The organism is Streptomyces sp. NPDC059816 (assembly GCF_042732055.1).
Classification (GTDB): domain Bacteria; phylum Actinomycetota; class Actinomycetes; order Streptomycetales; family Streptomycetaceae; genus Streptomyces.
In genome coordinates this window covers 1-23,043 of the sequence record NZ_JBHWIQ010000010.1, presented here as the reverse complement: position 1 = coordinate 23,043, position 23,043 = coordinate 1, and the positions used below count along the sequence as shown (strand labels likewise).

At 71.1% G+C, this 23,043-nt stretch carries 23 protein-coding genes; 15 read left to right on the top strand and 8 right to left on the bottom strand.

Going from position 1 to position 23,043, the window contains the following annotated elements; all coding sequences use genetic code 11:
* Positions 1-62 precede the first annotated feature (62 nt).
* Complete coding sequence (locus ACFV88_RS15210) at positions 63-1,052, top strand: transcriptional regulator (protein ID WP_385490692.1); 990 nt, start codon at positions 63-65, stop codon at positions 1,050-1,052.
* On the opposite strand, the gene ACFV88_RS15205 is transcribed toward ACFV88_RS15210, so the two are convergent.
* Together ACFV88_RS15205 and ACFV88_RS15200 are read right to left on the bottom strand one after the other, a co-directional pair.
* Entirely contained in the window at positions 960-2,315 is a 1,356-nt protein-coding gene (locus ACFV88_RS15205; RefSeq protein WP_385490689.1) for an MFS transporter, read from the bottom strand. The genes ACFV88_RS15210 and ACFV88_RS15205 overlap by 93 nt on opposite strands.
* Positions 2,312-3,466, bottom strand: coding sequence for a sulfatase (locus tag ACFV88_RS15200; RefSeq protein ID WP_385490687.1), 1,155 nt, complete (start codon positions 3,464-3,466; stop codon positions 2,312-2,314). The genes ACFV88_RS15205 and ACFV88_RS15200 overlap by 4 nt, the downstream gene beginning before the upstream one ends.
* 178 nt (positions 3,467-3,644) lie before the next feature.
* Here ACFV88_RS15200 and ACFV88_RS15195 point away from each other — a divergent pair, with 178 nt between their 5' ends.
* Genes ACFV88_RS15195 through ACFV88_RS15165 form a run of 7 tightly spaced genes read left to right on the top strand, consistent with a single transcriptional unit; the run spans position 3,645 to position 11,628 of the window.
* Complete coding sequence (locus ACFV88_RS15195) at positions 3,645-5,309, top strand: B12-binding domain-containing radical SAM protein (protein WP_385490684.1); 1,665 nt, start codon at positions 3,645-3,647, stop codon at positions 5,307-5,309.
* Positions 5,310-5,312: 3 nt separating this feature from the next.
* The gene (locus ACFV88_RS15190; protein WP_385490681.1) at positions 5,313-6,332 is read left to right on the top strand and encodes a sulfotransferase family protein; all 1,020 of its coding nucleotides are present in this window, start codon (positions 5,313-5,315) and stop codon (positions 6,330-6,332) included.
* On the top strand, positions 6,329-7,072 hold the full coding sequence (locus tag ACFV88_RS15185) for a class I SAM-dependent methyltransferase (protein WP_385490679.1): 744 nt from the start codon (positions 6,329-6,331) through the stop codon (positions 7,070-7,072). The genes ACFV88_RS15190 and ACFV88_RS15185 overlap by 4 nt, the downstream gene beginning before the upstream one ends.
* A gap of 1 nt (position 7,073) precedes the next feature.
* Positions 7,074-7,526: a rubrerythrin family protein gene (locus ACFV88_RS15180; RefSeq protein ID WP_385490676.1), complete on the top strand. Its 453-nt coding sequence runs from the start codon at positions 7,074-7,076 to the stop codon at positions 7,524-7,526.
* Positions 7,523-9,454, top strand: coding sequence for a methyltransferase domain-containing protein (locus ACFV88_RS15175; RefSeq protein WP_385490673.1), 1,932 nt, complete (start codon positions 7,523-7,525; stop codon positions 9,452-9,454). Before ACFV88_RS15180 ends, ACFV88_RS15175 begins: the two co-directional genes overlap by 4 nt.
* Positions 9,447-10,700 (top strand): sulfotransferase, encoded by a 1,254-nt coding sequence (locus ACFV88_RS15170; RefSeq protein ID WP_385490670.1) that lies wholly within the window; start codon positions 9,447-9,449, stop codon positions 10,698-10,700. Before ACFV88_RS15175 ends, ACFV88_RS15170 begins: the two co-directional genes overlap by 8 nt.
* Positions 10,701-10,737: 37 nt before the next feature.
* Positions 10,738-11,628, top strand: a complete 891-nt coding sequence (locus ACFV88_RS15165) for a dimethylarginine dimethylaminohydrolase family protein (RefSeq protein WP_385490667.1) — start codon at positions 10,738-10,740, stop codon at positions 11,626-11,628.
* A 19-nt stretch (positions 11,629-11,647) separates the two neighbouring features.
* Here the strand turns inward: ACFV88_RS15165 and ACFV88_RS15160 are convergent, their stop codons facing one another.
* The gene (locus tag ACFV88_RS15160; RefSeq protein WP_385490664.1) at positions 11,648-12,058 is read right to left on the bottom strand and encodes a DUF6027 family protein; all 411 of its coding nucleotides are present in this window, start codon (positions 12,056-12,058) and stop codon (positions 11,648-11,650) included.
* 74 nt (positions 12,059-12,132) lie between these two features.
* Between ACFV88_RS15160 and ACFV88_RS15155 the strand changes: the two genes are divergently transcribed.
* The 3 genes from ACFV88_RS15155 (at position 12,133) to ACFV88_RS15145 (ending at position 15,259) form a co-directional block, all read left to right on the top strand.
* Positions 12,133-12,264: a hypothetical protein gene (locus ACFV88_RS15155; protein WP_385490661.1), complete on the top strand. Its 132-nt coding sequence runs from the start codon at positions 12,133-12,135 to the stop codon at positions 12,262-12,264.
* A gap of 450 nt (positions 12,265-12,714) precedes the next feature.
* The gene (locus ACFV88_RS15150) at positions 12,715-14,622 is read left to right on the top strand and encodes a KedN5 family methylcobalamin-dependent radical SAM C-methyltransferase (RefSeq protein ID WP_385490658.1); all 1,908 of its coding nucleotides are present in this window, start codon (positions 12,715-12,717) and stop codon (positions 14,620-14,622) included.
* A gap of 67 nt (positions 14,623-14,689) precedes the next feature.
* Positions 14,690-15,259, top strand: coding sequence for a hypothetical protein (locus tag ACFV88_RS15145; protein WP_385490656.1), 570 nt, complete (start codon positions 14,690-14,692; stop codon positions 15,257-15,259).
* 39 nt (positions 15,260-15,298) lie between these two features.
* On the opposite strand, the gene ACFV88_RS15140 is transcribed toward ACFV88_RS15145, so the two are convergent.
* Together ACFV88_RS15140 and ACFV88_RS15135 are read right to left on the bottom strand one after the other, a co-directional pair.
* Entirely contained in the window at positions 15,299-15,730 is a 432-nt protein-coding gene (locus ACFV88_RS15140; protein WP_385490654.1) for a DUF3995 domain-containing protein, read from the bottom strand.
* A 51-nt stretch (positions 15,731-15,781) separates the two neighbouring features.
* Positions 15,782-16,363 carry a TetR/AcrR family transcriptional regulator gene (locus ACFV88_RS15135; protein ID WP_385490652.1) on the bottom strand — a complete coding sequence of 194 codons (582 nt, stop codon included), beginning with the start codon at positions 16,361-16,363 and terminating at the stop codon, positions 15,782-15,784.
* 193 nt (positions 16,364-16,556) lie between these two features.
* On the opposite strand from ACFV88_RS15135, the gene ACFV88_RS15130 reads away from it, so the two are divergent.
* Entirely contained in the window at positions 16,557-17,720 is a 1,164-nt protein-coding gene (locus ACFV88_RS15130) for an agmatine/peptidylarginine deiminase (protein WP_385490649.1), read from the top strand.
* 30 nt (positions 17,721-17,750) lie between these two features.
* Here ACFV88_RS15130 and ACFV88_RS15125 read toward each other — a convergent pair whose 3' ends face one another.
* From ACFV88_RS15125 to ACFV88_RS15115, 3 genes are all read right to left on the bottom strand, one after another.
* Entirely contained in the window at positions 17,751-18,608 is an 858-nt protein-coding gene (locus tag ACFV88_RS15125; protein ID WP_385490646.1) for a lipase family alpha/beta hydrolase, read from the bottom strand.
* A 184-nt stretch (positions 18,609-18,792) separates the two neighbouring features.
* The gene (locus tag ACFV88_RS15120) at positions 18,793-19,455 is read right to left on the bottom strand and encodes a TetR/AcrR family transcriptional regulator (protein ID WP_385490644.1); all 663 of its coding nucleotides are present in this window, start codon (positions 19,453-19,455) and stop codon (positions 18,793-18,795) included.
* A gap of 96 nt (positions 19,456-19,551) precedes the next feature.
* Positions 19,552-20,232 (bottom strand): winged helix-turn-helix transcriptional regulator, encoded by a 681-nt coding sequence (locus ACFV88_RS15115; RefSeq protein WP_385490641.1) that lies wholly within the window; start codon positions 20,230-20,232, stop codon positions 19,552-19,554.
* A gap of 128 nt (positions 20,233-20,360) precedes the next feature.
* On the opposite strand from ACFV88_RS15115, the gene ACFV88_RS15110 reads away from it, so the two are divergent.
* The 3 genes from ACFV88_RS15110 to ACFV88_RS15100 are packed head-to-tail and all read left to right on the top strand — an operon-like array spanning position 20,361 to position 22,932.
* On the top strand, positions 20,361-21,569 hold the full coding sequence (locus ACFV88_RS15110; protein ID WP_385490639.1) for a pyridoxal phosphate-dependent aminotransferase: 1,209 nt from the start codon (positions 20,361-20,363) through the stop codon (positions 21,567-21,569).
* Positions 21,570-21,612: 43 nt separating this feature from the next.
* A complete protein-coding gene (locus ACFV88_RS15105; RefSeq protein WP_385490636.1) occupies positions 21,613-22,212 on the top strand; it encodes a histidine phosphatase family protein in 600 nt (199 codons plus the stop codon).
* Positions 22,213-22,269: 57 nt separating this feature from the next.
* Positions 22,270-22,932 carry a hypothetical protein gene (locus tag ACFV88_RS15100; RefSeq protein ID WP_385490633.1) on the top strand — a complete coding sequence of 221 codons (663 nt, stop codon included), beginning with the start codon at positions 22,270-22,272 and terminating at the stop codon, positions 22,930-22,932.
* Positions 22,933-23,043 lie beyond the last annotated feature (111 nt).

Here is a 23,043-nt window from a genome sequence, read left to right as displayed (position 1 = left end):
CACGCTGCCGAGCGTGCCCACGTCGTGCCCGGAAATGGGTTGGCCCAGCTGGAGGAGTTCGGATGATCGGGACATCGTTGGGTACGCGGTCAAGGGACACGCCACCGACGTTCGTGCCGGTCGATCAGGTGACCGAAACGCGCCTCGTGCGGGTCGCCGGCTCCAGTCCCGACCACGTCAGCGCGCTCGCGCAGTGTCCGGACGACCTCCCGCCGATCCTCGTTCACCGGCCGACCATGCAGGTGATCGACGGCGTGCACCGCCTGCGCGCGGCCAGACTGCGCGGGGACGCGACCATCGGGGTGCAGTTCGTCGACGGCACCGAGGAGGACGCGTTCGTGTTGGCCGTGAGCGTCAACGTGACCCAGGGGTTACCGCTGACGCTGGCTGACCGCACCGCCGCCACCTCCCGGATCCTCTCGTCGCATCCGCACTTGTCGGACCGCCTGATCGCGTCGACGGCCGGGGTGTCCACCAAGACGGTGGCCGCGATCCGGCAGGGTTCAACCGGGGAAATGACTCAGTTGAACACCCGCCTCGGCCGCGACGGGAAAGTGCGGCCACTCGACGCCTCCCACGGACGCACGATTGCGAGTCAGGCGATTTCGAAGAACCCGGATCTTTCGTTACGGGAGATCGCCCGCATCGCCGGAATATCGGTCGGCACCGCCCGGGACGTCCGGGAAAGAATGCGCCGCGGCGAGGATCCCATTCCATCACGGCATCGCCTTTCCGCAGGACAGCGCGCGGAAAAGAACGCACCGGTCAACGACACCGGCGGTGACCACGTCACCAACGGCGCGCCGCGCGCCGAACGAGGCCGGTTCCTGCTCTCGCTGCGCACCGATCCGTCGTTGCGGTTCTCCGAGGTCGGCCGCGCGCTCCTGCGGCTGCTCGACGCCAACACCCTCGATGCCGCGCAGTGGGACCGCCTCGCCGCCGCCGTCCCCCAGCGCTGGTCACCGGTCGTTGCCGACCTCGCCCTGGACTGCGCGGCTGACTGGTCGGCGCTCGCCTGCCGGGTCCGCGGCCGGGTCCCCGTCAGCGCGTGAGTCCGGCGCGCACGCCACGGCGATCGCCGCCGCCAGTTCGACCACCGCGAACATGGCGACCACCGGGAGCAGCGTCGACGAGTCACCGGTGATCGCGACCGCGATCAGCGGCAAGAAGCTGGAGATGGTGACGCCCACCTGGTAGGTCACGGCGATCGCGGAGAACCGCACCATGGTCGGGAACAGGTCCACCAGGAACGCCGCCAGGGCACCGTAGATCGCACCGTGGGCGATAGTCAGCGCGGGGATGAACACCAGGGCGACCAGCACGGGATCGCCCGAGGACAGCCAGGCGCCCGCCGGGACCATCGCCACCACCGCGACCAGGTAGCCGAAGATCATGACCCGGCGGCGGCCGAACCGATCGGACAGCGCGCCGAACACCGGCAGGGTCACGCACTCGGCCAGGGCCGCGATCATCAGCCCGGTCAGCACGGTCGACCGCACCTGAGGCCCGGCCTTCGCCGCGTGCGCCACCAGGAACACGGTGAACGTCGCGATCACCGACCCGGTGCCGAGCGAAGCGAGGATGCCGATCACCACACGGCGCGGCCACCGCCGCAGCACCATGATCACCGGCACCCGGGCGGCGCGGTTCTGCGCCCGGGCACGCAGGAACTCCGGTGTCTCCTCGACCCCCAGCCGGACCCAGATGCCGATGCCGACCAGGACGCTCGATGCCAGGAACGGCAGCCGCCACCCCCAGGTCAGGAAGTCCTCCTCGGGCAGCTTGGAGATCAGCACGAAGGTCAGGTTGCTGCCGAACAGCGCCACCGCGAAGCCCATCGCGGGCCAGCTGCTGAAGAAGCCCCGACGTTCGGGCGGGCCGTGTTCGGTGCTCAGCAGCACCGCGCTTCCCCATTCGCCTCCGATGCCGATGCCCTGGGCAACGCGCAACGTCACCAACAGGACCGGCGCGAGGACCCCGGCCGTGTCATACGTGGGCAGCAGGCCGATGCCGAACGTGGCGACGCCCATGACGAGCAGCGTCCACACCATCATCGACTTGCGGCCCACCCGGTCGCCGAAGTGGCCGAACAGCAGGCCGCCCAGCGGGCGCGCGACGAACCCGGCCGCGTAGGTGGCGAACGACGCGAGCACACCGCCGGCAGTCGACGTTCCCGGGAAGAACAGCGGGCCGAACACCAGCGCGGACGCCGTCGCGTACAGGTAGAAGTCGTACCACTCGATGGCGGTGCCGATCGTGCTCGCGACGAGCACCCGGCGGACCGAACGAGGCGTCGAGGTCGCCCCTGGTTTCACGCGTCCTCATCGGACACGAGGACCCGCCCGCCGAGCTCGTGGGGGTCGGCGGCGAGATCGTAGGCCCACACCTGCTGCCCGTCCGCCTCCCAGATCACCTTCCGCCCGTCCGCCCGCACCGCGTGCAGCGCCTTCAGGTCCGGGTACTCGTCCGAGGCGGCGGCCCGCTCCTGCGGGAAGTAGGTCTCCGAGTACGCCTCGCGGGACGCCCCGGTGCCGCTCGCGAAGAACTCGGCCAGCGAGGCACCGTCCGACGACCGCGGGTCCAGCCCGAGGTGGTCGAGCACCGTCGGCATGATGTCGACCAGCCGCACCTGGCTGTCCACGCTCATTCCCGCCGGCACCCCGGGGCCGCTGATGATCAGCGGCACGTGCTGGGTCGCGTCGAACAGCAGGCAGCCGTGGCCCTCTTCGTACGGGTGGCCGAGGTCGCCGGCGTGGTCGTTGGGGTACCACCCGGCCAGGTCCTCGCCGTGATCGGAGAAGCACACCACCAGCATCGATTCGATGTCGTGGCCCATCTCGGCGATGCGGCGCAGCAGGAGCTGGACGTAGTGGTCGGTGTAGGCGATCTCGCCTTCGTACGGGTTCGCCACCTCGACGCCGACGTCCTCGGGCGGCTCGTAGGGCCAGTGCGCGTCGAAGAAGTGCGCGAACAGGAAGAACGGGCTGGCGCCGTCCAGCGACTGGAGCCAGCGGGTGGCGCGTTCGACCACCAGCGGCGCGCGCTTGAGCGCCAGTCCGCGCAGCTTCACGTCGCCGACCGACAGCGGGTCCCGGCCGTCGGGCAGCAGCGGGATCTCGTCGTCGTAGAAGTCGAAACCGCGGTCGATCCCGTACCACTGGTTCAGGCCGGGGCAGGACACCACCGCGCCGTTCGTGTAACCGGCCGCCGACAGGCACTCCGCCAGCGTCGGAACCTGCTTGTCCAGCGCTTCGCGGAACAGGTGTCTGACCCCGTGGCGGGGTGGCTGGAGCCCGGTGAACACCGTGGCGTGGCTGACCGGTGTCAGGGGGCACGACGAGATCGCCTGAGTGAAGCTGACCCCGCTCGCGCGCAGCCGCTCCACGCCGGGGTACTTCCCCGAATAGGCCACGTCGGCGCGCACGGTGTCCAGGGAAATGAACAGGATGTTCGGCTGTGTGGTCACCGGGATTCCTCTGTTTTCGTCCGTCGACGCCAGCGGGACCGAAGGCTAACAACGGGCTCCCCGCGTACGACAAGGACGAACAGTGCGGCATGAATGAACACCCGTGCCGAACGGCACACCCCGCCATTACAGTCACCTGGCGGAGCGTCCACCCCCGTGACACGAGGGAGAATTCACCATGGCGCGCAAGTTGTCCCTGGCCCTGGAGCTGTATGCCGACGCGAACGGCGGCGTCGACCAGCGCTACATCGAGCAAATGCGCAACCAGGACGCCGAACCGGTGCCTGTCGATCCCACGCTGCCGAGGTTCACCCTCATCGTCGGGCCCTCGCCGTTCACCATGCCGCGCGGGTGGGAGTTCTTCCTCACCTCACCCTACGAGGGTGCGACGTACATCTCGACCGTGCTGCACAACGCCGGGTACCCGGTGCGCATCGTCGACGTCCGCTACACCCCGAACCCACTACAGGCGGCGTACGAGCAGATCATCGAAGGCACCGACGTGCTCGGTGTGTGCACGTTCGAGGACAACTTCCCGTTCTGTCGCGCGCTGATGGCGATGGTCCGCGAGTCGCACCCGGACATACCGATCATCTGCGGCGGCTCGCTGGTCACTTCGGTTCCGTCGGTGTTCATGTCGGACACCGACTGCGACATCGCGGTGATCAGCGAGGGTGAGATCACCATCCTGGAGCTGATGGAGAGTTACGCCCGCGGCTCGTGGAAGCAGGACCTCCCGACCATCAAGGGCATCTGCTACCGGGACGAGAAGGGAAACGCACGCCGCACGGCGCCGCGCGGCCAGATGATGGATCTCGACGCGCTGCCCAGGATGCGGCTCGACCTGTGGCCCCAGTCGCGGTCGCCGCTCGGCATGCAGCCGCAGGTGATCTCGTCCTACAGTCGCGGCTGCAAGATGGACTGTTCGTTCTGCTACCGCACCACCCCGCAGGTGCGGGCGAAGTCGCCGGAGAAGATGGACCGCGACCTCGACTGGCTGAAAACCCAGTACGGCGTGGAGTTCTGCTTCTTCGTCGACCTCACGTTCAGCTCGCACCGCGGCCAGACCATCGAGATGTGCGACGTGATCTCCCAGCACGATCTGCGGTGGACCTGTCTGACCCGGTGCGCCGACATGGACGTGCCGCGCATCGACGCGATGCGGGACGCGGGTGCGGACATCATCCTGTACGGCGTCGAGTCGTTGGGCCGCGAGGTGTTGCGCGAGGCCCGCAAGGGCAGCAGCGAGAACCTGACCGTCCGCGCGATGCGCACCACGTTCGACGGCGGCGTGCGGTTCGGCTCGCTGCTCATCGTCGGTCTGCCGAACGAGACCGAGGAGTCCCTGTCGGACATGGTGCAGTTCGCCGAGCAGTACAACCATGTGACCCGGGTGAAGTACCTGTCGGCCATGCCCGGTACGACGGTGTACCAGGACGCGGTGCGGAACAAGATGATCCGCACCGAGATCGACCACCTGAACTGGCTGTCGGTCGAACAGGCGCTGCACGAGGACGAGTTCCTGAACGTGAGCGGACTGCCTGAGCAGGTCTGCCGGGACGCGTACAAGCGGGTGTATGACGCCTATCAGCCCGGCCCGGTGATGGACTTCCAGCACTGGCCGGAGCACTTCCAGTACTTCCACCCGCAGCCGGCCGACGGCACCGTGCGCTCGACGTCGTACGCCGGGACCGGCTGGCGCACTCAGTGGAGTTCCGCCGCCGCGCCCCTGGTTCCCGGTTCCGAGCAGTACACCTTGGACAAGGTGGCCGACGCGGAGGTGGCCGCGGTCGGGAGCACGCTGATGGACTGCGGCGCGAAGAAGCTCTCGGCCGGGGTCTGACCGGTGTCCCCTCAGGACGGCCCGATCCTGATCATCGGGACCGAGCGCTCCGGGTCGAACCTGCTGCGGCTGGTGCTCGACGCGCACTCACGGATCGCGGTCCCGCACCCGCCGCACTTCATGCGGTACCTGTCCGGCATCCCGTACGACGGTGACGTCGACGCGATGGTGGGCGACGCGATGCGGCTGCTGCGCCACCACATCCACCCGTGGCCGCACGTGATCGACCGGGCCGCGGTGACCGAGGCGGCCGGCCCGTCGCTGTTCGGGGTGGTGTCGGCGATCTACGACCAGTACCGCGTCGCGGAGGGCGCGGCCCGGTGGGGGTGCAAGAGCACGTTCATGGTCGAACACGTCGACGAGGTGCTCGCCGAACTCCCTCACGCGCGGTTCCTGTGGCTGGTGCGCGATCCCCGCGACGTGGTCGCGTCGGCGAAGCGGGCCGTGTTCGGCCACTGCCACCCGTACCGCATGGCGCTGCGGTGGGCGGCCGAACAGGAGCTCGCCCGCGCGGCCCTGGAGCGGTGGGGGCCGACCGTGGTGCACCTGGTGCGGTACGAGGACCTGGTGTCCGCGCCCGACCGGGAGATCCGGGCGATCTGCGACTTCATCGGTGAGGCGGTCGAGCCCGCGATGCTGGCGCACCACCTCAGTGGCAACGCCCGGGTGACCGCGTCGCTGTCGGCGTCCTGGCGCACGGCGGGCGATCCGATCACCACGGCCCGGATCGGCGCGCACCGGCGGGGGCTGTCCGACCGGGAGCGGCGGCAGGTGGAGAGCGTGACCGCGCGGGCCATGGAGACGCTCGGCTACCCGTTCGACGAGGCCTCGCTGGACGAACCGGCTCCCGGTCCGCTCGGCGTCGCGCTGCGCGGGTTCGCGGTGCGACTGGCGGTGGAGGCGCGATCGCTGCGCACCGACCGCAACCACTTCCGGCGCTGGCGGCGCGACGCCACCGTCCGCCGGCTGCGCCGCCGCGCGACGTCGGGCCACGCCCTGGTTCTGGCAGGAGAGAGCAGATGAACGAAACGGGAAGCGTCCGCACGCACTTCGCCGACCGCGCGAGCACCTACGACCGGTCCAGTTCGTGGTGCACCGACGACGCGCTCGGCGAGCTGATGCTGTCCACGGCCGCGCCCCGGCCGGGTGACGCGGTCCTGGACGTGGCGTGCGGCACCGGACTGGTGTCGAGGCAGTTCGCCGGGCGGGTGCGGCGGCTGGTCGGCGTGGACATCACGCCGGAGATGGCCGAGCAGGCGCGCGACGTGCTCGACGAACTGGTGATCGCCCCGGCCGAGGAGCTGCCGTTCGGTGACGGCACGTTCGACATCGTGGTGTGCCGTCAGGGCATCCAGTTCATGACGCTGCCGGACGCGGTGCGGGAGATGGTGCGGGTGACCCGGCCGGGTGGGCGGATCGTGCTGACCCACCTGTGTGCCTACGGGGACGACGACCGCGACGAGTACTTCGAGATCCTGCGGCTGCGCAACCCGGCCCGGCGGCACTTCTTCCGGCCCGACGACGTCGAGGCCCTGCTCGCCGGCGCGGGGTGCGACCCGGTGCGGTCGCAGCGGTACGTGTCGGTGGAGGACGTGGACGTGTGGTCGGACAACGGCGCGATCGGCGAGGACGCGCGGGAGGCCATCCGGGACCGCTACCGGAAGGCGTCCCCCGCGTTCCGGGCACGGCACGCGGTGGCCGAGGCGGACGGGCGGATCACCGACCACATGCTGTTCGTCGTCGCCTCGGGAACGAGGGTCTGACATGGAACCGGACCAGTCCCTCGCCGACGGCGTGCAGGCCGCGTTCCTCGCCGAGGCGGCCACCGCGGCACGGTACACCTACTTCGCACGGGTCGCCGAGATCGAGGGTCACACCGAGGCCGCCCGGGTGTTCGGCGAGCTCGCCGAGAGTGTGGTCTGCGCCGCCCACGGGCACCTGGACGTGCTGCGCGACCTGCTGGGCGGCGAGGACCCGGGCACCGGCCGCGCGCTCGGCGACACCCGCCGCAACCTCGCCGCGGCGATCAGCGGCGACCTCGGGGAGGCCACCGAACGCTACCCCGGCCTGGCGGCGCGGGCGCACACGGAAGGCGTGGCCGATCTGGCGAGCTGGCTGGAGACCCTGTGCACGTTGAAGAAGACGCACCTGGACCGGCTGGAGCAGGCCCTCACCGGGCTGACCGAGCCGCGGTTCGCCGGGAACGGAGCCCCATGACCACCGACTACACCGCCGAGGCGATCACCGTCTACTCCGGGCTGGAGGCGGTACGACGCAACCCGTCGATGTACATCGGGTCGACCGGCTCGGACGGCGCCCACCACCTGGTGCTCGAACTGGTCGACAACGCCGTGGACGAGGCCGCCGCCGGGCACTGCGGCACGATCTCGGTGGAGCTGCACGGCGACGGCTCCTGCTCGGTCACCGACGACGGCCGGGGCATCCCCACCGGTCCGCACCCGGAGGCCGGGATCCCGGCGTGTGAGCTCGTGCTCACCACGCTGCACTCGGGGGGCAAGTTCGACCACTCCTCGTACGCGACCTCGGCCGGGCTGCACGGCGTGGGCCTGGCCTGCGTGAACGCGTTGTCGCAGTGGCTGCGGCTGGACGTGTGGCGCGACGGCGCGCACCACAGCCAGTCGTTCGCCCGGGGCTCGATCGAGACCCCGCTCAAGCGGGTCGGCGACAGCGACCGCCGCGGCACCCGGGTGTGGTTCCGCCCGGACCCGGAGATCTTCTCCTCGTGCGCGCTCGACGCGGACCTGGTGCACGCCCGGCTGCTCGACATCGCGTACCTGCACCCGGGCCTGCGGGTCGATCTCACCGACCACCGCACCGGGCGGCACGAGTCGCTGTGCGAGACGACCGGGGTGCGGGGCCTGCTCGCGTACCGCGCCCGCGACGCCGAGAAGGTGCACGCCGAGCCGGCCACCATCACCTGGGCCGGGGACGGGTGCGTGATCGACGCCGCCGTCCAGTGGACCGAGGGGTACGCGGAGCAGATCTTCAGCTACGTCAACACCATCCGCACCGACCTGGGCGGGTCGCACGTGGACGCCCTGCGCGCCGCGCTGGCCGGGGTGGTGGCCGAGCACCTCGGCCCGTCCGCGGACAAGATGACCGTGGTCGACATCCTGGAGGGGCTGACCGCGGTGATCGCGATCCGGATCCCGGACGCGCGCTTCGACGGCCAGACCAAACGCACCCTGCGCAACGACGACGCGGGCGACCGCGTGTTCGACGTCGTCACCGAGCAGGTGCGGCGGGCACTGGCGGCCGATCCGGAGTTGGCCCGCCGCATCGCCGAACGGGCCGTCGACGCGAGTCGGGCCCGGCTCGCCGCGCGGCTGGCCGGGCGGACGGCCCGCTCCCGGACCCGGGCCGTCGAGGTCGACTACGAGGTCTACCAGCGGCAGTTCGGGATCCGCTCGAAGGACTGGCACGACTCGTGCGCCTGGCTCACCGACGAGGACCTGCTCGGCAAGCACGCGGAGCTGTGCGCGGTGCCGCCGGACGCGCGGATGTTGGACGTGTGCTGCGGCAGCGGTGTCGTCGGCGGCGCGTTCCGCGGCCGGGTCGGCGAGATGGTCGGGCTGGACCTCACCCCGGAGATGGCCGCGCTCGCCGCCACCCGGCTGGACGTCGTGCACCAGGGCACCGTCTACGACCTGCCGTTCCCCGACGCCAGTTTCGACCTCGTGGTCACCCGGGAGGTGCTGCACCTGCTGCCCCAGCCGGAGCGGCCGGTGTCGGAGATCTTCCGTGTGCTGCGGCCGGGCGGGCAGTTCATCGTCGGGCAGATCGTGCCGTACGCGGACGTGGACGCGTTCTGGATGTTCCGCGTGTTCAAGAAGAAGCAGCCACTGCTCTACCAGATGTTCCGCGAGGAGGACTTCCGGGCGTTGCTCACCGGCGGCGGGTTCACCGACGTGCAGATGGAGGAGTACTTCCTGTGGGAGTCGATCGACCGGTGGATCGACACCCACGAGACTACTCCGGCGAACCGGCAGGAGATCTACCGCCTCTACTACGACGCACCGCGCGAGGTGCGCGCCGCACACCCGTTCGAGGTGCTGCCGGACGGCTCGGTGCGTGACCGGTGGCGCTGGTGCGTGTACTCGGTGCGGAAACCCGACCATGCCTAGCCGCACCGTGGATCACCCGGTCGCCGAGGTCGTGCGCGGGCTGGAGGTGCTGCGGCCGCTGCGGGGCACGCCGGTGCCGCACTTGCGCACGAAGGTGCGCGATCTCGTCGTGGTCGTGTCGAGTTCGCGGGGCGGGTCGAGCATGCTCGCCGAACTGCTGCGGTCCTCGCCGCACCTGCTGCACCTGCGCGCCGAGCTGAATCCGCTGCTGCGGCTGGTCGGCCTCGACCACCCGCACAGCGGCACCGGATCCGACGTGCTGGACGCGGCGCACTGGCACGAGCTCGACCCACGGTCCCGGGCGTTGTTCGAGGCGGAACTGGCCCTGGACGCGGGCTCTCCCGGCACCGGCATGGAGAACCTGGCGGTGGACGCGGCGTGGCGGCTGGTCGTGCAGTGGCCGGGGCAGGGCCTCGATCCCGTCGACCTGGTGCGGACCGCCGAAGCGGTAATGGACCGTGATCTCCCCCGGTTCGCGCGGGCGCTGATCGGAAGGGCCGGCGTGAACCCTTGGTACTACGACCTTCCCGGGCAGTGTCCGGGACCACGACCGACCGGGCCGCCCGGTGACGTACTTGTCGAAGAGCCGCCCTTCGTCCTCCCCCGCCCGTGGCGGCCCGCGGACGAACACGACCTCGCCACGAAGCCACTGGTGATCAAGACGCCGGGCAACGCCTACCGGCTCGACTTCCTGCGGGCGGTCTTCCCCCGCGCGCGCCTGCGGGTGCTGCACCTGACCAGGAACCCGGCCGCGTCGATCAACGGCCTGGTCGACGGGTGGCTGCACCACGGCTTCCACGCGTACCGGCTGGACGAACCACTGCGCATCGCCGGATACGCCGACGTGCGACCGGCCGACCGGCACTGGTGGAAGTTCGACCTACCCCCCTGCTGGCCCGCGTACACCGCCGCCGCCCTGCCCCGGGTCTGCGCCCACCAGTGGCTGTCGAGTCACCGTGCGGCGCTCGCGCACGGGGCGGATCACACGGTGCGGTTCGAGGACCTGATCAGCGGTCGGCACGCCCGCGCGGACGCCGTCGAGCGGATCGCGGACTGGCTGGGGGTCCCGTTCGACGGGCCGCTGAAGCGGGCCGCGACCGACGGCATCGCCGCCACCGTGGCCACCGCCGCACCACGCCCCGGCCGGTGGCGGGCGCGGGAGGACGAAATCCGGTCCGTGCTGAGCGCCGACGTGCTCGCGATGGCGGAGAGGCTTGGTTATGCCCGTGACGACCACTGGATCTGAGCTGAGCACCCACGGCGGCGCGGGGTGGGTCCCCCGGATGACGTCGCACGTCGACGACGTCGCGGCCGGGGACGTGTGGGCGCCGTGCGGGTACCGGTCGGAGACGGCCGCGCTGCGGTCGGTGCTGCTGGTCCGCCCGCCGGACAGCATCGCCGCGGTGCGACGACCCGGGGCCTCGCTCATGCTCGGGCCGGTGGACCTCCCGGCGATGCGGGCGCAGTACGACGCGCTGGCGGACCGCCTGCGGGACAACGGGGTCGAGGTACACCTGACGTCCCCCGCGGCGACGCCGAACGTGGTGTTCGCGCGGGACTTGTTCTGGATGACCCCGGCCGGGGCGGTGCTGGCGCGGATGGCGTCGGCGCAGCGGGCCGGCGAGGAACGGCACGCCGCGCTCGCGCTGGCCGAGGCCGGGTTCCCGATCCTGCGCACGGTGTCCGGCACCGCCGTGTTCGAGGGCGCCGACGCGCTGTGGATCGACCCGTCGACGGTGATCGTCGGTACCGGGTTCCGTACGAACGCGGCCGGCGCGGCCGAGGTCGCCTCGGCGGTCGCGGAACTGGGGGCGCGGGTGGTGACGGTGCCGCTGGCGCCGGGCGTACAGCACCTGCTGGGCACGGTGGTGTTCCTCGACTCGTCCACCGCCGTCGTCCACCGGGCGGCGAGCCCACCGGAGTTGGCGGCGCTGCTCGCCGAGTACGGCTACCGGGTGATCGCGCTGCCGCCGGACGAGGAACTGCTGGTGCGGCGCGGGATGAACCTGCTGGTGCTCGCGCCGGGGCGGGTGCTGATGCCCGCGGGCTGCCCGGGAATCCGGCGGACCCTGGAGCGGGCGGGTGTGGCCGTCGACGAGATCGACATCGGCGAGTACCTGTGGGCGGCCGGCGGAATCGGCTGCGTGACCGGGGTGGTGCGCCGTGCGCACTGAGCTCCGGTCACCTGGCCGATCACTGAGCCGGGTACACCGTGGGGTCGTCCAGCGGCACCTTCAGCCAGGAGATCATCTGCCGGAGCTGGTGGTACGCCGCGAGCCGCTCCTCGTCGGAATCGGCCTCCTCCGCCGCCGCGATCGGCTCCCACAGGCGCGGCACCATCACCGGCCCGAGTTCGAGCAGGCCGCCGCTGCCGCCGGTGGCCCACTTCGCCAGCACGTACCGGACGATCGCGCCGACCGGGATGTCCAGGTTCCGGGACATGCCGCGCACGGTCTCCAGCGGATCGAGGAGCCCGTAGTCGACCACCTCGGCCTTGAAGTTGGCGTGCGGGTCGTCCGGTGGCCAGCACCGTTCCCATTGGCGCAGCCGAACCGCCGGCGTACCGGTCGCGTCGTAGGCCAGGTCATCCATGTCGCCATCCATGCCGCCACCCTAAGGGCGGCACCGAGCTTGTCCGACCGGGCAGGGATGAACACCGAAGTCAGGAAGGAGAACCAGTGAACGAGAACCTTCGTGAGGAGCAAGTCGCCCTCGTGCGGACCGACTCGGGCGCCGCGACCAGCGGCTCCGCCACGGCCGACGACGAGGCGATCCGCCAGCAGCTGCGCAGCCTCGGCTACCGCATCTGACCCAACCGCCCCGGCCCTCCTGCGTAGGAGGGCCGGGGCGTCCCCCACGCGGACGGCCCGGCACCCGGACCCCCTTCGCCGGGGCTCATCGTGCTGGAGGGCGGGAGTGTTGACCACCCGGCAGCGCGTTGTAGTGTGCGGCAACCGGGAGGCGCGTGGCCGGGACGACCGACCCGTTCGACGAGAGAACGGAGTGTTCTGGATGCTGCATCGCGCTCCACGTCCGCCCGCCGTCGAAGGGCACCCCGACGGTGAGCGTGCGCCGCGCTGATGTCCGCGGCTGAACGTCTGAGCCAGTTGGACGACCACCTTTCACACGGTGCACGGTGTGCAATCGCCCGCGGGAACCTGGCGGCCTGACGGCATAGGGGCAGAACAGTGAGTCGGTCCACACTTCCGTTACCACGACCACGACCACGTTCACGGGAGAAGCGCGGGCGCGCGCTGATCGTGCAACAGGGCGCCTGGGACATGCCCAAGGAATCGATGCCGCTCGCCGCCGGTTATCTCACGGCCGCGGTACGGGCCGATCCCGTGGTGGGACCCGAGTTCGACGTGGGAATACAGAACTTCCGCGGTGGAGAGTCGCTCGGCTCGATGGCGCGCACGATCTTCTCCGGGGTCGTGCCGGACGTGCTGGCGTTCTCGGTCTTCGGCTGGAACGTCAACCAGTTCGGCGCGCTCGCCGAGACCTACAAGTCGGTGCGCCCGGACGGCTGGGTCGTCTTCGGCGGAACGCACGTCGCCCACCAAGCGGAACGCGTCTTCCGACGCTTCCCCGAAGTCGACGTCGTCGCCAACGGCGAGGGCGAGTTCACCTTCCGCGACCTGCTGCTCGCCGTCCTGGAGGAGAAGTCGCCGCACGACCTCGCGCAGGTGCCGGGAATCTCCTACCGCGACGAGGAAGGCACGATCCACACCACTGCCGAGGCACCGCGCATCGACGACCTGGACAGCATCCCGTCGCCGTTTCTCACCGGGGCCATCACGTTGCTCGACCACCACGGCCGGTTCCCCTACGACGTCGCGCTGATGGAGACCAACCGCGGCTGTCCGTACAAGTGCTCGTTCTGTTATTGGGGTGGCGCGGTCGGCCAGCGGATGCGCGACTTCTCCCGCGAGCGGCTGCGCGCGGAACTCGACCTCTTCGGTTATCACCGGATTCCGACCGTGGTGTTGTGCGACTCGAACTTCGGCATGCGACAGCCGGACGCGGAGTTCGTCGAGGACCTCGTCAGGACGCGCGAGAAGTACGGGTTCCCGCAGTCGTTGGAGACGTCGTGGGCGAAGAACAAGTCCAAGACGTTCCACAACATCATCCGCCGGATGAAGGCCGAGGGGTTCCAGAGCTCGTTCACCGTGGCGCTACAGACACTGGACGACACGGCGTTGCGTGACATGGGCAGAAGCAACATGCGGCTCAACGAGTGGAAGGATCTGGCGGCATGGCTCGCCGCGGAGGGACTCGACGCCTACGCCGAGCTGATCTGGGGCGCGCCGGGTGAGACGGTCGACTCCTTCCTGACGGGCTACGACCGGCTGTCCGAACACGTGTCACGCATAGCCGTCTACCCGTTGTTGCTGCTGCCCAACACGAGCTACACGGAGAACCGCGAGGAGCACGGCTTCGTCACCGTGCGCGGCGACAACGACGACTTCGAGTACGTTCTCGCCAACCGCACCGTCACGGTCGCGGAGAACACGACGATGCAGCGGTTCATGTTCTGGGCCCGGATGATGAGCGAGAACATGTACTTCCGGCACATCTGGGTGCCGCTGCGGGAGCTCGCCGGGCTCACCCAGAGCGCCGTACTGCTGATCCTTTCGGACTGGTTCCAGGACTCGACCGATCCCGCCGTCGCCGAGTTGCTCGGCCACGGGCGCGAGTTCACCGACTCCGGCCTGGTCGTCGAGTCGCTGCACAAACTCTATGCCGACCCGCGGTTCGCGCCGCTCTTCCAGCGGTGGTGGGAGGAGGCGATCCTGCCGAAGGTGCCCGGGCGGCACCGGCCGCTGCTGAACGAGGTCTTCCGCTACGACCATACGACCCGCCCGATCTACTCGGGAGCGGGTGCCGAGGACGCCGAGGTGCGCAGCATCGACGGACTGCCGCACTACGTCCGCAGCGGCCTGCGGTTCCAGTACGCGATGCCGCACGTCCTCGACGCCATCCGCGCGGGCCGGCCGTTCGACGACGAACCCTCGCCGGTCGAACTGACGCTCGCGTATCGCGTCGGGTTCGACGACTACCTCGACAACCATGAACTCGCGACCTACTACGCCGGTCGCTGCCTTGAGGTCCAGGAGCTGACCGCACGACGGACGAACACTCCGTACGGCAACGCGTCCACACACTGATCCTGCCTTCTCGCGGTCCGCGGCCACCCGCCCGGATCCGCCGTTCGGCCGCACTAGGCTCTGCGACATGGGCAAGTCGCTTGTCATACACGTGGACGGCGGACTCTTCTGCGTCTCGGACGGCCAAGACCTCATGGTCGAGTCGACGCGGTGGTCCAACGGGCTCCTGGCGCCGATGGACCACGGAGCGTGGATCAAGACCGGCATCCACACCGGCGTCGTGACCGTGCGGACCGAGATCCGTCCGAAGGCCCCGTCCGGGGGCCCCGGGCGCTGGGAGGAGGTCGTCGAGGCCAGCGTCCACTCCCCTGCTGGAGCGATGGCGGTCGACCCGGGACAGGTCGTCGGTGAAGTTCCGTATCTCACCAGCCGGGGCCCGGGCTGGTACCGGCTCAGGGTCCACGCCCACGGACGCGGCCTCCATCCCGACGGTGTCGACGAGGAGCCCGCCGAGCGGTACCTGATCCAGGCATGGCCGCAGGACTGGAGCGAGCCGCAGGTCCTGCTGTCCAGCGCCAGGATCGAGGCGTCCCTGGCGGCCACCTCGGGAGAGGCCACGGGCAAGCCCGCGCACCACTGCGCGCGGACGGGATCGGCCGTGAAGGCACGGCTGCTGGCGCACCTTCGCCACCGCTGACGCGAGCACGCCGCGCCGTACTCCCGGGCCCTGGAGCGCCTACCGTCCGCGTGCGGTGGCGGCGAGCGCCGTCGAGGCGGCGAGGGCGAGGCACAGGGGTGCGTACGCAATGCGGTCGAGGCGCCGGAAGCGGGGCGACGAGGACCCCGGGGACAGCAGATCGGTGCGTCCCGCGAGCCCGGCCGCAGCACGCGCTCCGAGGACGGCGGCCGTCCCGGCCGTGCCCAGCCGGGACAGTGCGGGGTGCTTGTGGGGGCGACCCGCGACCAGCACGGCCGCCGTCCCCAGTGCCCCCGCGACGGCGAAGGACGCGGCGGGAGGGGGGAAGCCCGCGCCCCCGACCACCAGGTCGGAGAAGGTCTCCCGATCGGGCAGCGGCCAGGTCGAGCCCAGCCCCCACGCGACGTGCAGACCCGCGAGAACGGTCAGGGCCGAGGCGGAAGTCCGGCTGGCAACGCGTTGGACGTTCATGCGGGTCAACCTAACAAGCCGCCCTCACCACGGGACGGGCGGCTGCGTCGGTCAGCTCGCGCGGAGTGCGGCGAGTTCGGCGTCGACGGCGCCGCGCATGAGTTCCCGCGCGTGCTCGACCTCGATGCCGCCGCTGAGCCACCGCATGCTGAGCCCCTCCAGCGCGGCGGTGAGCCGTTCGGCGGCGGCGGTGAGCGAGGCGGCCGACGCCGCCGGTCGGACCCGGCCCAGCAGCGCGGCGACCTCCCGCACCCACACCAGGGTGGCCCGGTCGAGGTCCGCGCGCAGCGCCTCGTCGAAGACGGCGCTCGCCCGCAGTTCGCCCCAGGCCGTGCTGTTCTCCCGCACCTCCGCGCTGTCCTGGAGTTCGAGCAGGAGGGATTCCTCCAGCTCCTGGCGGGGGGCGGGCGGCGGGCCGTCCGGGTCGCGGTCGGTGGTGTAGCGCTCGGCGCGGTCGCTGATGAATTCGAGGGTCTGGCGCAGGACCCCCGTGCGGTCCTTGAAGTGGTAGTAGATCAGGGCGGTGGAGACGCCGGCCTCGGCGGCCAGTTCCTCCACGCGCAGCCCTCGGACCCCGCGCCGGGCGATCACCCGGGCGGCCGCTTCGAGGATCTGGGTGCTGCGAGACGCCATGATCCGCAGCCTACCGGGGGTCCGGAGCGGTTCCGTGCGGCCCGGTGACCGGGTGCGCGGACGAGAGCGGACGACCGGCCCCGTCGCCCGACTGTCGTTTGACTGAATTTTCAGTCAGTGGCACAGTGGCGAACAGGGCGGCCCGGCCGCCCCGCCGGATGCGCCCGCTCCGGTTCCACGATTGGATTTCTCCGTGTCGCCCCTCTTCCCCACCCGTCGGACCACCCTGCGCACCCTCGCCGGGTTCACTGCCGCCGCCTTCGGCGCCGCCGCCTGTGGCCCCTCCGGCACCGCGCCGCGCTCCAGCGCCCCCGTCGACTCCCCCCGGCAGGTCTCGCCCGGTGCGGGGCGGCGACTCGGTGCCGAGTGGGAGAGCCACACCCGCACCTTCATGTCCTGGCCGGCCCTGTCCTCGGTCTGGGGAGCGGACCTGCCCTACGTGCGCGAGGACATCGCACGGATCGCCCGGGCCGTCGGCGCGTACGAGGCGGTCGTCATGATGGCCCGGCCGGCGCAGGTGAAGGCGGCGCAGCGGGCGTGCGGCTCCCAGGTCGAGGTGATCCCGCTGGCCGTCGACGACCTGTGGGCCCGCGACACCGTGCCCGTGTTCGTCGAGGAGGACGGCGAGGTCATCGGCGTCGACTTCAACTTCAACGGCTGGGGCGACAAGCAGGAGCACGCGGACGACGCCCGGGTCGGGCGCACCCTGCTGCCCGAGTACCGGATTCCCCGGGTCCGGGCCCCGCTGGTCTCGGAGGGCGGCTCCTTCGAACCGGACGGCGAGGGCACCCTGCTGATCACCGAGAGTTCGATCGTCAACGCCAACCGCAACCCGGGCAAGAGCCGGGACACCATCGAGGCGGAACTCAAGCGGACCCTGGGCGTCGAGAAGGTGATCTGGCTGGCGGGCGTGCGCGGCGAGGACATCACCGACGCCCATGTGGACAGCCTGGTGCGGTTCACCGAGCCCGGCGTGGTCCTGCTGGACCGGGCCCACCCCGACACCCCGCCGGACTCCTGGTCGCGCTCCGCGGACCAGGCGAAGTCGGTGTTGTCGAAGGCGACGGACGCCCGCGGACGACGCTTCGAGGTCATCGACCTACCGCAGCCGGACCTGGACCGGATCACGGGCGAGGGGGACGACTTCCTGGCGAGCTACGCCAACTTCTTCATCGCCAACGACGCCGTCTTCATGCCCAGGTTCGGCGACCGGAAGGCCGACGGACGCGCCCGCGGCATCCTCCAGGAACACTTCCCCGACCGGGACGTCGTGCCGATCGGGATCGACACGATCGCCTCGGGCGGCGGCGGCATCCACTGCGCGACCCACGACCAGCCGGGCGAACCCGCCGCCTGACCGGACCGGGGCCGGGGTGCGCGTCGTGCGTCAGATGCCGAGCGTGGTGAAGGGGCGGCAGCGGAACTGCGGAGCGTGCTCGGGGTCGAGCCGCTGGAGGACGAGTTGGGCGACGTTCGGGTCCACGGCCAGGCCGAGGTGGCCGGCCGAGTCCAGGCGGCACTTGTCCTGGAGCACGATGTTGGTGGCCCCGGCCCCCGTGAGCAGACCGCTGGTGTACGGGGTGACCACGGTGTCGTAGCGGGTGACGATGCTGGTGTACGTCGGTCCGGGTACGGCGACGGGACCGTCGTTGAGCTTGGCGAGGAACGCCGAGCCGGGCAGGTAGTCCGTACACGCGCCGCAGCCGATGGCGGTCAGCGGACCTTGGAGTTTGAGGGCGGCGGCCAGGCTCGCCAGGCCGTTCAGCGTGGTGCCGCGGAAGTTGGACCCGAACCCGACGAAGTCGTCGACCTTGGTGGCTCCGCCCAGGTACTTGAGGTAGTACGCGGGGACGGTGGTGCCCTCGGAGTGGCCGACGACGTCGACCTTCGCGGCTCCCGTCGCGGCGCGCACGCGGTCGATGAACGCGCCGACCTCGACGGCGCTGTCCGCCATCGGGGCGAGCCCGCCGGCCAGTCCGCCCAGCACGGTCTTGCCGTAGGTCTCGGAGAAGACGCAGTAGCCGGCCGAGCGGAGCGTGGGCGCCAGGGTCAGGAAGTTGTCCCAGCCGTTGGCGCCGAGCCCGTGGACGAGGACCACCGGTTCGGGATGGGCGGCACTGGGCCGGCAGGACCAGTCGTTCCACCCGGACTGCGGCGGCGCCTCGGCCGAGGCCGTCGTCACCAGGGTGGTGGAAGCGAGTACGGACAGCACCAGCGCTGCCAGGAACGTGCGGAGCTTGGCCATGCGGCAACTCCTTGCTCGCGGGTAGGTTACTCGGAAGTAGAGCACGTACCCTTGTTAGGAACAAGGCATCGTTTCCAAAGAGTGCGCACCGGTTCGGTGCACCGGGCGGGCCGGTGCACGAGGGGCGACGGGTCGTCAGGGGACGGTGCACCAGGAGGGGCGGCGCCTCGGGAAGGGCGGTGCGTCAGGACGGGTCGAGTCCGGAGCTGATCACCGTGTAGAAGCGGTCCAGCCCGGCCTGGAGGGACGCGCGTTCGGCGGCCCGCGCGGTACCGGCGTCCAGCAGCCAATCGGCGATGATGTCGAAGAGGCCGCCGATCAGGCCCATGGCCACCGTGCGTGCGTGCGGGCCGGCCTCGACCCCGAGCCGCTGCCAGGCCGTCTCCACGAAGGAGGCCGCCCAGCGACGGTTGGCCCGACGGTGCGCCTCGACCAGCGGGGTGACGGCCCGGCCCTCGCCGAACGTCACGCGCGCCACCCGTACGTCGTCCACGAAGGCGTCCGCGAAGTGCCGGATGAGGGCCCGCGCGGCCTCGCCCTCGTCCTGGTCGCCGCCCAACTCCTCCAGCGCCGAGCGCAGTCGTGCGGTGACGTCCGCGACGATGCGGTCGAGCAGCGCCAGGTACAGGGCCTCCTTGCCGGTGAAGACCTCGTAGAAGCTCTTGGTGCCGACGTACGCCCGCTTGCAGATCTGCTCGATCGAGGTGTCCTGGTACCCCTGGGCGGAGAACAGCTCCAAAGCCGCGTCCAACAGGTCCTCGCGACGCCTGGCCCGCCGCTGAGCGGCGTCCAGGCCACGGATGCGACGCCCCTTGGCGCCTTCCTCGTCCACCACCGCACCGGCCACGCGCCCAACATACCGTCCGCCGTACCGTCGGAGCGTCGGCAGCCACCCCGTGGACGCCCAGGTCCGAGCGCGTGTCGGGGCGGACGGGAGCGCGACTCAGCGCTTGCGCAGCAACTCGGCGATCTCTCCCTCGCCGTCCACCCGCACCCGCCCGTCGCGCACCGCGTCCGCGAGGGTGAAGTCACCGCGGACGAGCGCGGCGCAGGTGTCGGTGGAGAGGGTGAGCCGGGTGTCGGAGCCGTCGGGTGCCGGACCGTCACCGTAGGGCTCGGGGTGGTCCTGCCCCGCGACCGGTCGCACCCCGACCCGTACGTGGAACGCGCCCTCGTCGACGTACGCCTCGACCGTCCCCGTACCGCCGAGCGCGGCCAGGCGGCGGCGCAGCGGCAGGGCGAACCAGTGGGCGCGGACGGCGTCCGTGGGTCCGGGGCCGGTGAGTTCGCCGGCGCCCCACTCGGCGAGCGCGTCGAGGACGGGGAGGAGTTCCTGGCCGCGCGCGGTCAGGGTGTACACGGTCGCGGCGGCGGGCGCGGGCAGCCGGCGGCGTTCGGCGATGCCGTCGCGCTCCATGTCCTTCAGTCGGGAGGCCAGCATGTCGGTGCTGACGCCCGGGAGGTCGGTGTGCAGGTCGGTGTACCGGCGGGGCCCGGCGAGCAGTTCCCTCGCGATCAGCAGGGTCCAGCGGTCACCCACGGAGTCGAGGGCGCGAGCGGCGGCGCAGTACTGGTCGTAGCTGCGGCGGGAACGGCCCGGCGCGGCATGCGGCTGACGTGGCATGCGCCGCAGTCTAGCGATGTTGTTGGACTTTCCAAGCTTCCACTTGGTAAAACCAAGCATCACGCCACGCAGGGCGCCGGGTCCGCCGCACGGGAGGCCGTCCGCCCCACAGGTCTGGGAGGCCGCACATGGAGTTCCGGCAGTCGAGCAAGCTGAACGAGGTCTGCTACGAGATCCGGGGCCCGGTGATCGAGCAGGCCAACGCACTGGAGGAGGCGGGCCACAGCGTGCTGCGCCTCAACACCGGCAACCCCGCGCTGTTCGGGTTCGAGGCCCCCGAGGAGATCGTCCAGGACATGATCCGGATGCTGCCGCGCGCCCACGGGTACACCGACTCGCGGGGCGTGCTGTCGGCCCGGCGGGCGGTCGCCCAGCGGTACCAGGCGCTCGGTCTGGAGGTCGACGTCGACGACGTGTTCCTCGGCAACGGCGTCTCGGAGCTGGTGTCCATGGCGGTGCAGACCCTGTTGGAGGACGGCGACGAAGTCCTCATCCCGGCACCCGACTTCCCGTTGTGGACCGCCGTCACGACCCTCGCGGGCGGCAAGGCGGTGCACTACCTCTGCGACGAACAGGCCGAGTGGTACCCGGACCTGGCGGACATGGCGGCGAAGATCACGGACCGGACCCGGGCCGTCGTCATCATCAACCCGAACAACCCGACCGGCGCGGTGTACCCCAAGGAGGTCGTCGAGGGCATCCTCGACCTCGCCCGCCGGCACCACCTGATGGTGTTCGCCGACGAGATCTACGACCAGATCCTCTACGACGACGCCGTGCACCACTCGGCCGCGGCCCTCGCACCCGACCTGGTCGTCCTGACCTTCTGCGGACTGTCCAAGACGTACCGGGTCGCGGGGTTCCGTTCCGGCTGGCTGGTCGTCACCGGCCCCCGGCAGCACGCCCGCAGCTATCTGGAGGGCCTGACCATGCTGGCCTCCATGCGGCTGTGCGCCAATGCGCCCGCCCAGTACGCCATCCAGGCCGCGCTGGGCGGACGGCAGTCCATCCACGAACTGACGGCGCCCGGCGGACGGCTGTACGAACAGCGGGACCGCGCCTGGGAGAAGCTCAACGAGATCCCCGGCGTCTCCTGCGTGAAACCCAAGGGCGCCCTCTACGCGTTCCCGCGCATCGACCCGGCCGTGCACCCGATCCACGACGACGAGAAGTTCGTCCTCGACCTGCTGCTGCGGGAGAAGATCCAGGTCGTCCAGGGCACCGGCTTCAACTGGCCGCGCCCCGACCACTTCCGCATCCTCACCCTGCCGCACGCCGACGACCTGGACGCGGCGATCAGCCGGATCGGACGGTTCCTCGGCGGGTACCGGCAGTGACACCGCAGCGGGTCCTTGATCACCTCGGTGATATCAAGGACCCATGGGTGATCTTCTTCTGGTCCGGCACGGGGAAACCGAGTGGTCCCTCTCCGGACAGCACACGAGCTGGACGGACATCCCGCTCACCGACAACGGCCGCGCACAGGCACGCTCGCTGGCGCCGCTGCTCACCTCGCACCGCATCGCGTGCGCCATCAGCAGCCCGCTGAAGCGGGCCCGGGAGACCGCCGAACTGGCCGGGCTCACGGACGTCCGCATCGACCCGGACCTGCACGAGTGGGACTACGGCGGCTACGAGGGGATCACCACCGTGGAGATCCACCGCTCCCGCCCCGGCTGGTTCCTGTTCGACGACGGGGTGACCGCGGGACCGCCGGAGCACCCCGGGGAGAGTCCCGAGGAGGTGGGCGCCCGGGCCGACCGGATGTTGGCCAAGGCCGATGCCGCCCTGGCCAACCACGAGGGCAGCGTCGTACTGGTGGCCCACGGGCACTTCCTGCGGGTGCTGACGGCGCGACGGCTCGGACTCCCGCCGTCGCACGGGGCGCTGTTCCAACTCGCCACCGGAACGGTGTGCCGCCTCAGCACCGAGCACGGTCGACCCGTCGTCGCGGGGTGGAATGTCAGACCCTCGCCGTAGGCTGCGGACAGCGGGGAGCGCACGGGGGCTCCCCGCTCGCCGAGGGGAGAACACCGCATGGCCCGACCACCGACCGCCGCGCAGCGACGCGTCGTCGCGGCGGCCGAGCCCGTGACGGGGCGGCTGCGCGGCACGCCCGTGCAGCTCGCCGCGCTCGGACGGCTCGGGTTGGCGTTCCGCCACCCGCGTCCCCCGCACGACTGGTTCCTCACTCCGGCGGGCCACCGCCTCAGGTCCGAGGCGGACACCCCCGAGCACGGCCGGCCGGCCGACGCCGTGGTGGCCGACGCCGTGGTGGACGACCCCGCCCCTGCCGGCCGGGTGTTCGCCGCCCGCCTCGGCGGTGACGCGGCGGACCGGGGCGGCCCCCGTCGGGCCCGTGAGGTGGCCAGTGCCTGGACGGGGCTGCTGGAACTACGGCGCATGACCCGTACGGACGCGGCGACGGACCGACCCTGCGGCTGGGAGCGCACGCACCTCCTCGCGGCGGCGGCGCTCGCGCTGGAGGCGGCGGGGTGCGTGCCCGAGACCGCTCAGGGGCCGGGGTACCGAGTGGTGGAGTCCGCGCAGCCCGAGGCGGTCGGCGTGTACGCGGCGGACGCGGCCGGGCTGCGGGCCTGCGCCGACGCTCTGGGCCGGGCGGGCTGGCAGGTCAGCGAGCACACGGAACCCCGGGTCGGCGGCCGTCGCCACCTCCTCGCCTCCCCCCGCCGCGACTGACCGCACCCCATCCGCGGGGGGGGTGCCTCTATGTCGTTCGTCAATCCCGTGCTGTCGGTTTTGGGTGTGTCGGTCCCGTTCATGTGGCGGGGGTCGTGGTGGGGGTTCGGG

Excerpts from the sequence above, each read along its gene's own strand:
- ACFV88_RS15210 (WP_385490692.1), top strand. The coding sequence starts at position 63 with ATGATCGGGACATCGTTGGGTACGCGGTCAAGGGACACGCCACCGACG.
- ACFV88_RS15195 (WP_385490684.1), top strand. The coding sequence starts at position 3,645 with ATGGCGCGCAAGTTGTCCCTGGCCCTGGAGCTGTATGCCGACGCGAAC.
- ACFV88_RS15185 (WP_385490679.1), top strand. The coding sequence starts at position 6,329 with ATGAACGAAACGGGAAGCGTCCGCACGCACTTCGCCGACCGCGCGAGC.
- ACFV88_RS15180 (WP_385490676.1), top strand. The coding sequence starts at position 7,074 with ATGGAACCGGACCAGTCCCTCGCCGACGGCGTGCAGGCCGCGTTCCTC.
- ACFV88_RS15175 (WP_385490673.1), top strand. The coding sequence starts at position 7,523 with ATGACCACCGACTACACCGCCGAGGCGATCACCGTCTACTCCGGGCTG.
- ACFV88_RS15170 (WP_385490670.1), top strand. The coding sequence starts at position 9,447 with ATGCCTAGCCGCACCGTGGATCACCCGGTCGCCGAGGTCGTGCGCGGG.
- ACFV88_RS15165 (WP_385490667.1), top strand. The coding sequence starts at position 10,738 with ATGACGTCGCACGTCGACGACGTCGCGGCCGGGGACGTGTGGGCGCCG.
- ACFV88_RS15160 (WP_385490664.1), bottom strand. The coding sequence starts at position 12,058 with ATGGATGGCGACATGGATGACCTGGCCTACGACGCGACCGGTACGCCG.
- ACFV88_RS15145 (WP_385490656.1), top strand. The coding sequence starts at position 14,690 with ATGGGCAAGTCGCTTGTCATACACGTGGACGGCGGACTCTTCTGCGTC.
- ACFV88_RS15140 (WP_385490654.1), bottom strand. The coding sequence starts at position 15,730 with ATGAACGTCCAACGCGTTGCCAGCCGGACTTCCGCCTCGGCCCTGACC.
- ACFV88_RS15135 (WP_385490652.1), bottom strand. The coding sequence starts at position 16,363 with ATGGCGTCTCGCAGCACCCAGATCCTCGAAGCGGCCGCCCGGGTGATC.
- ACFV88_RS15125 (WP_385490646.1), bottom strand. The coding sequence starts at position 18,608 with ATGGCCAAGCTCCGCACGTTCCTGGCAGCGCTGGTGCTGTCCGTACTC.
- ACFV88_RS15115 (WP_385490641.1), bottom strand. The coding sequence starts at position 20,232 with ATGCCACGTCAGCCGCATGCCGCGCCGGGCCGTTCCCGCCGCAGCTAC.
- ACFV88_RS15110 (WP_385490639.1), top strand. The coding sequence starts at position 20,361 with ATGGAGTTCCGGCAGTCGAGCAAGCTGAACGAGGTCTGCTACGAGATC.
- ACFV88_RS15105 (WP_385490636.1), top strand. The coding sequence starts at position 21,613 with ATGGGTGATCTTCTTCTGGTCCGGCACGGGGAAACCGAGTGGTCCCTC.
- ACFV88_RS15100 (WP_385490633.1), top strand. The coding sequence starts at position 22,270 with ATGGCCCGACCACCGACCGCCGCGCAGCGACGCGTCGTCGCGGCGGCC.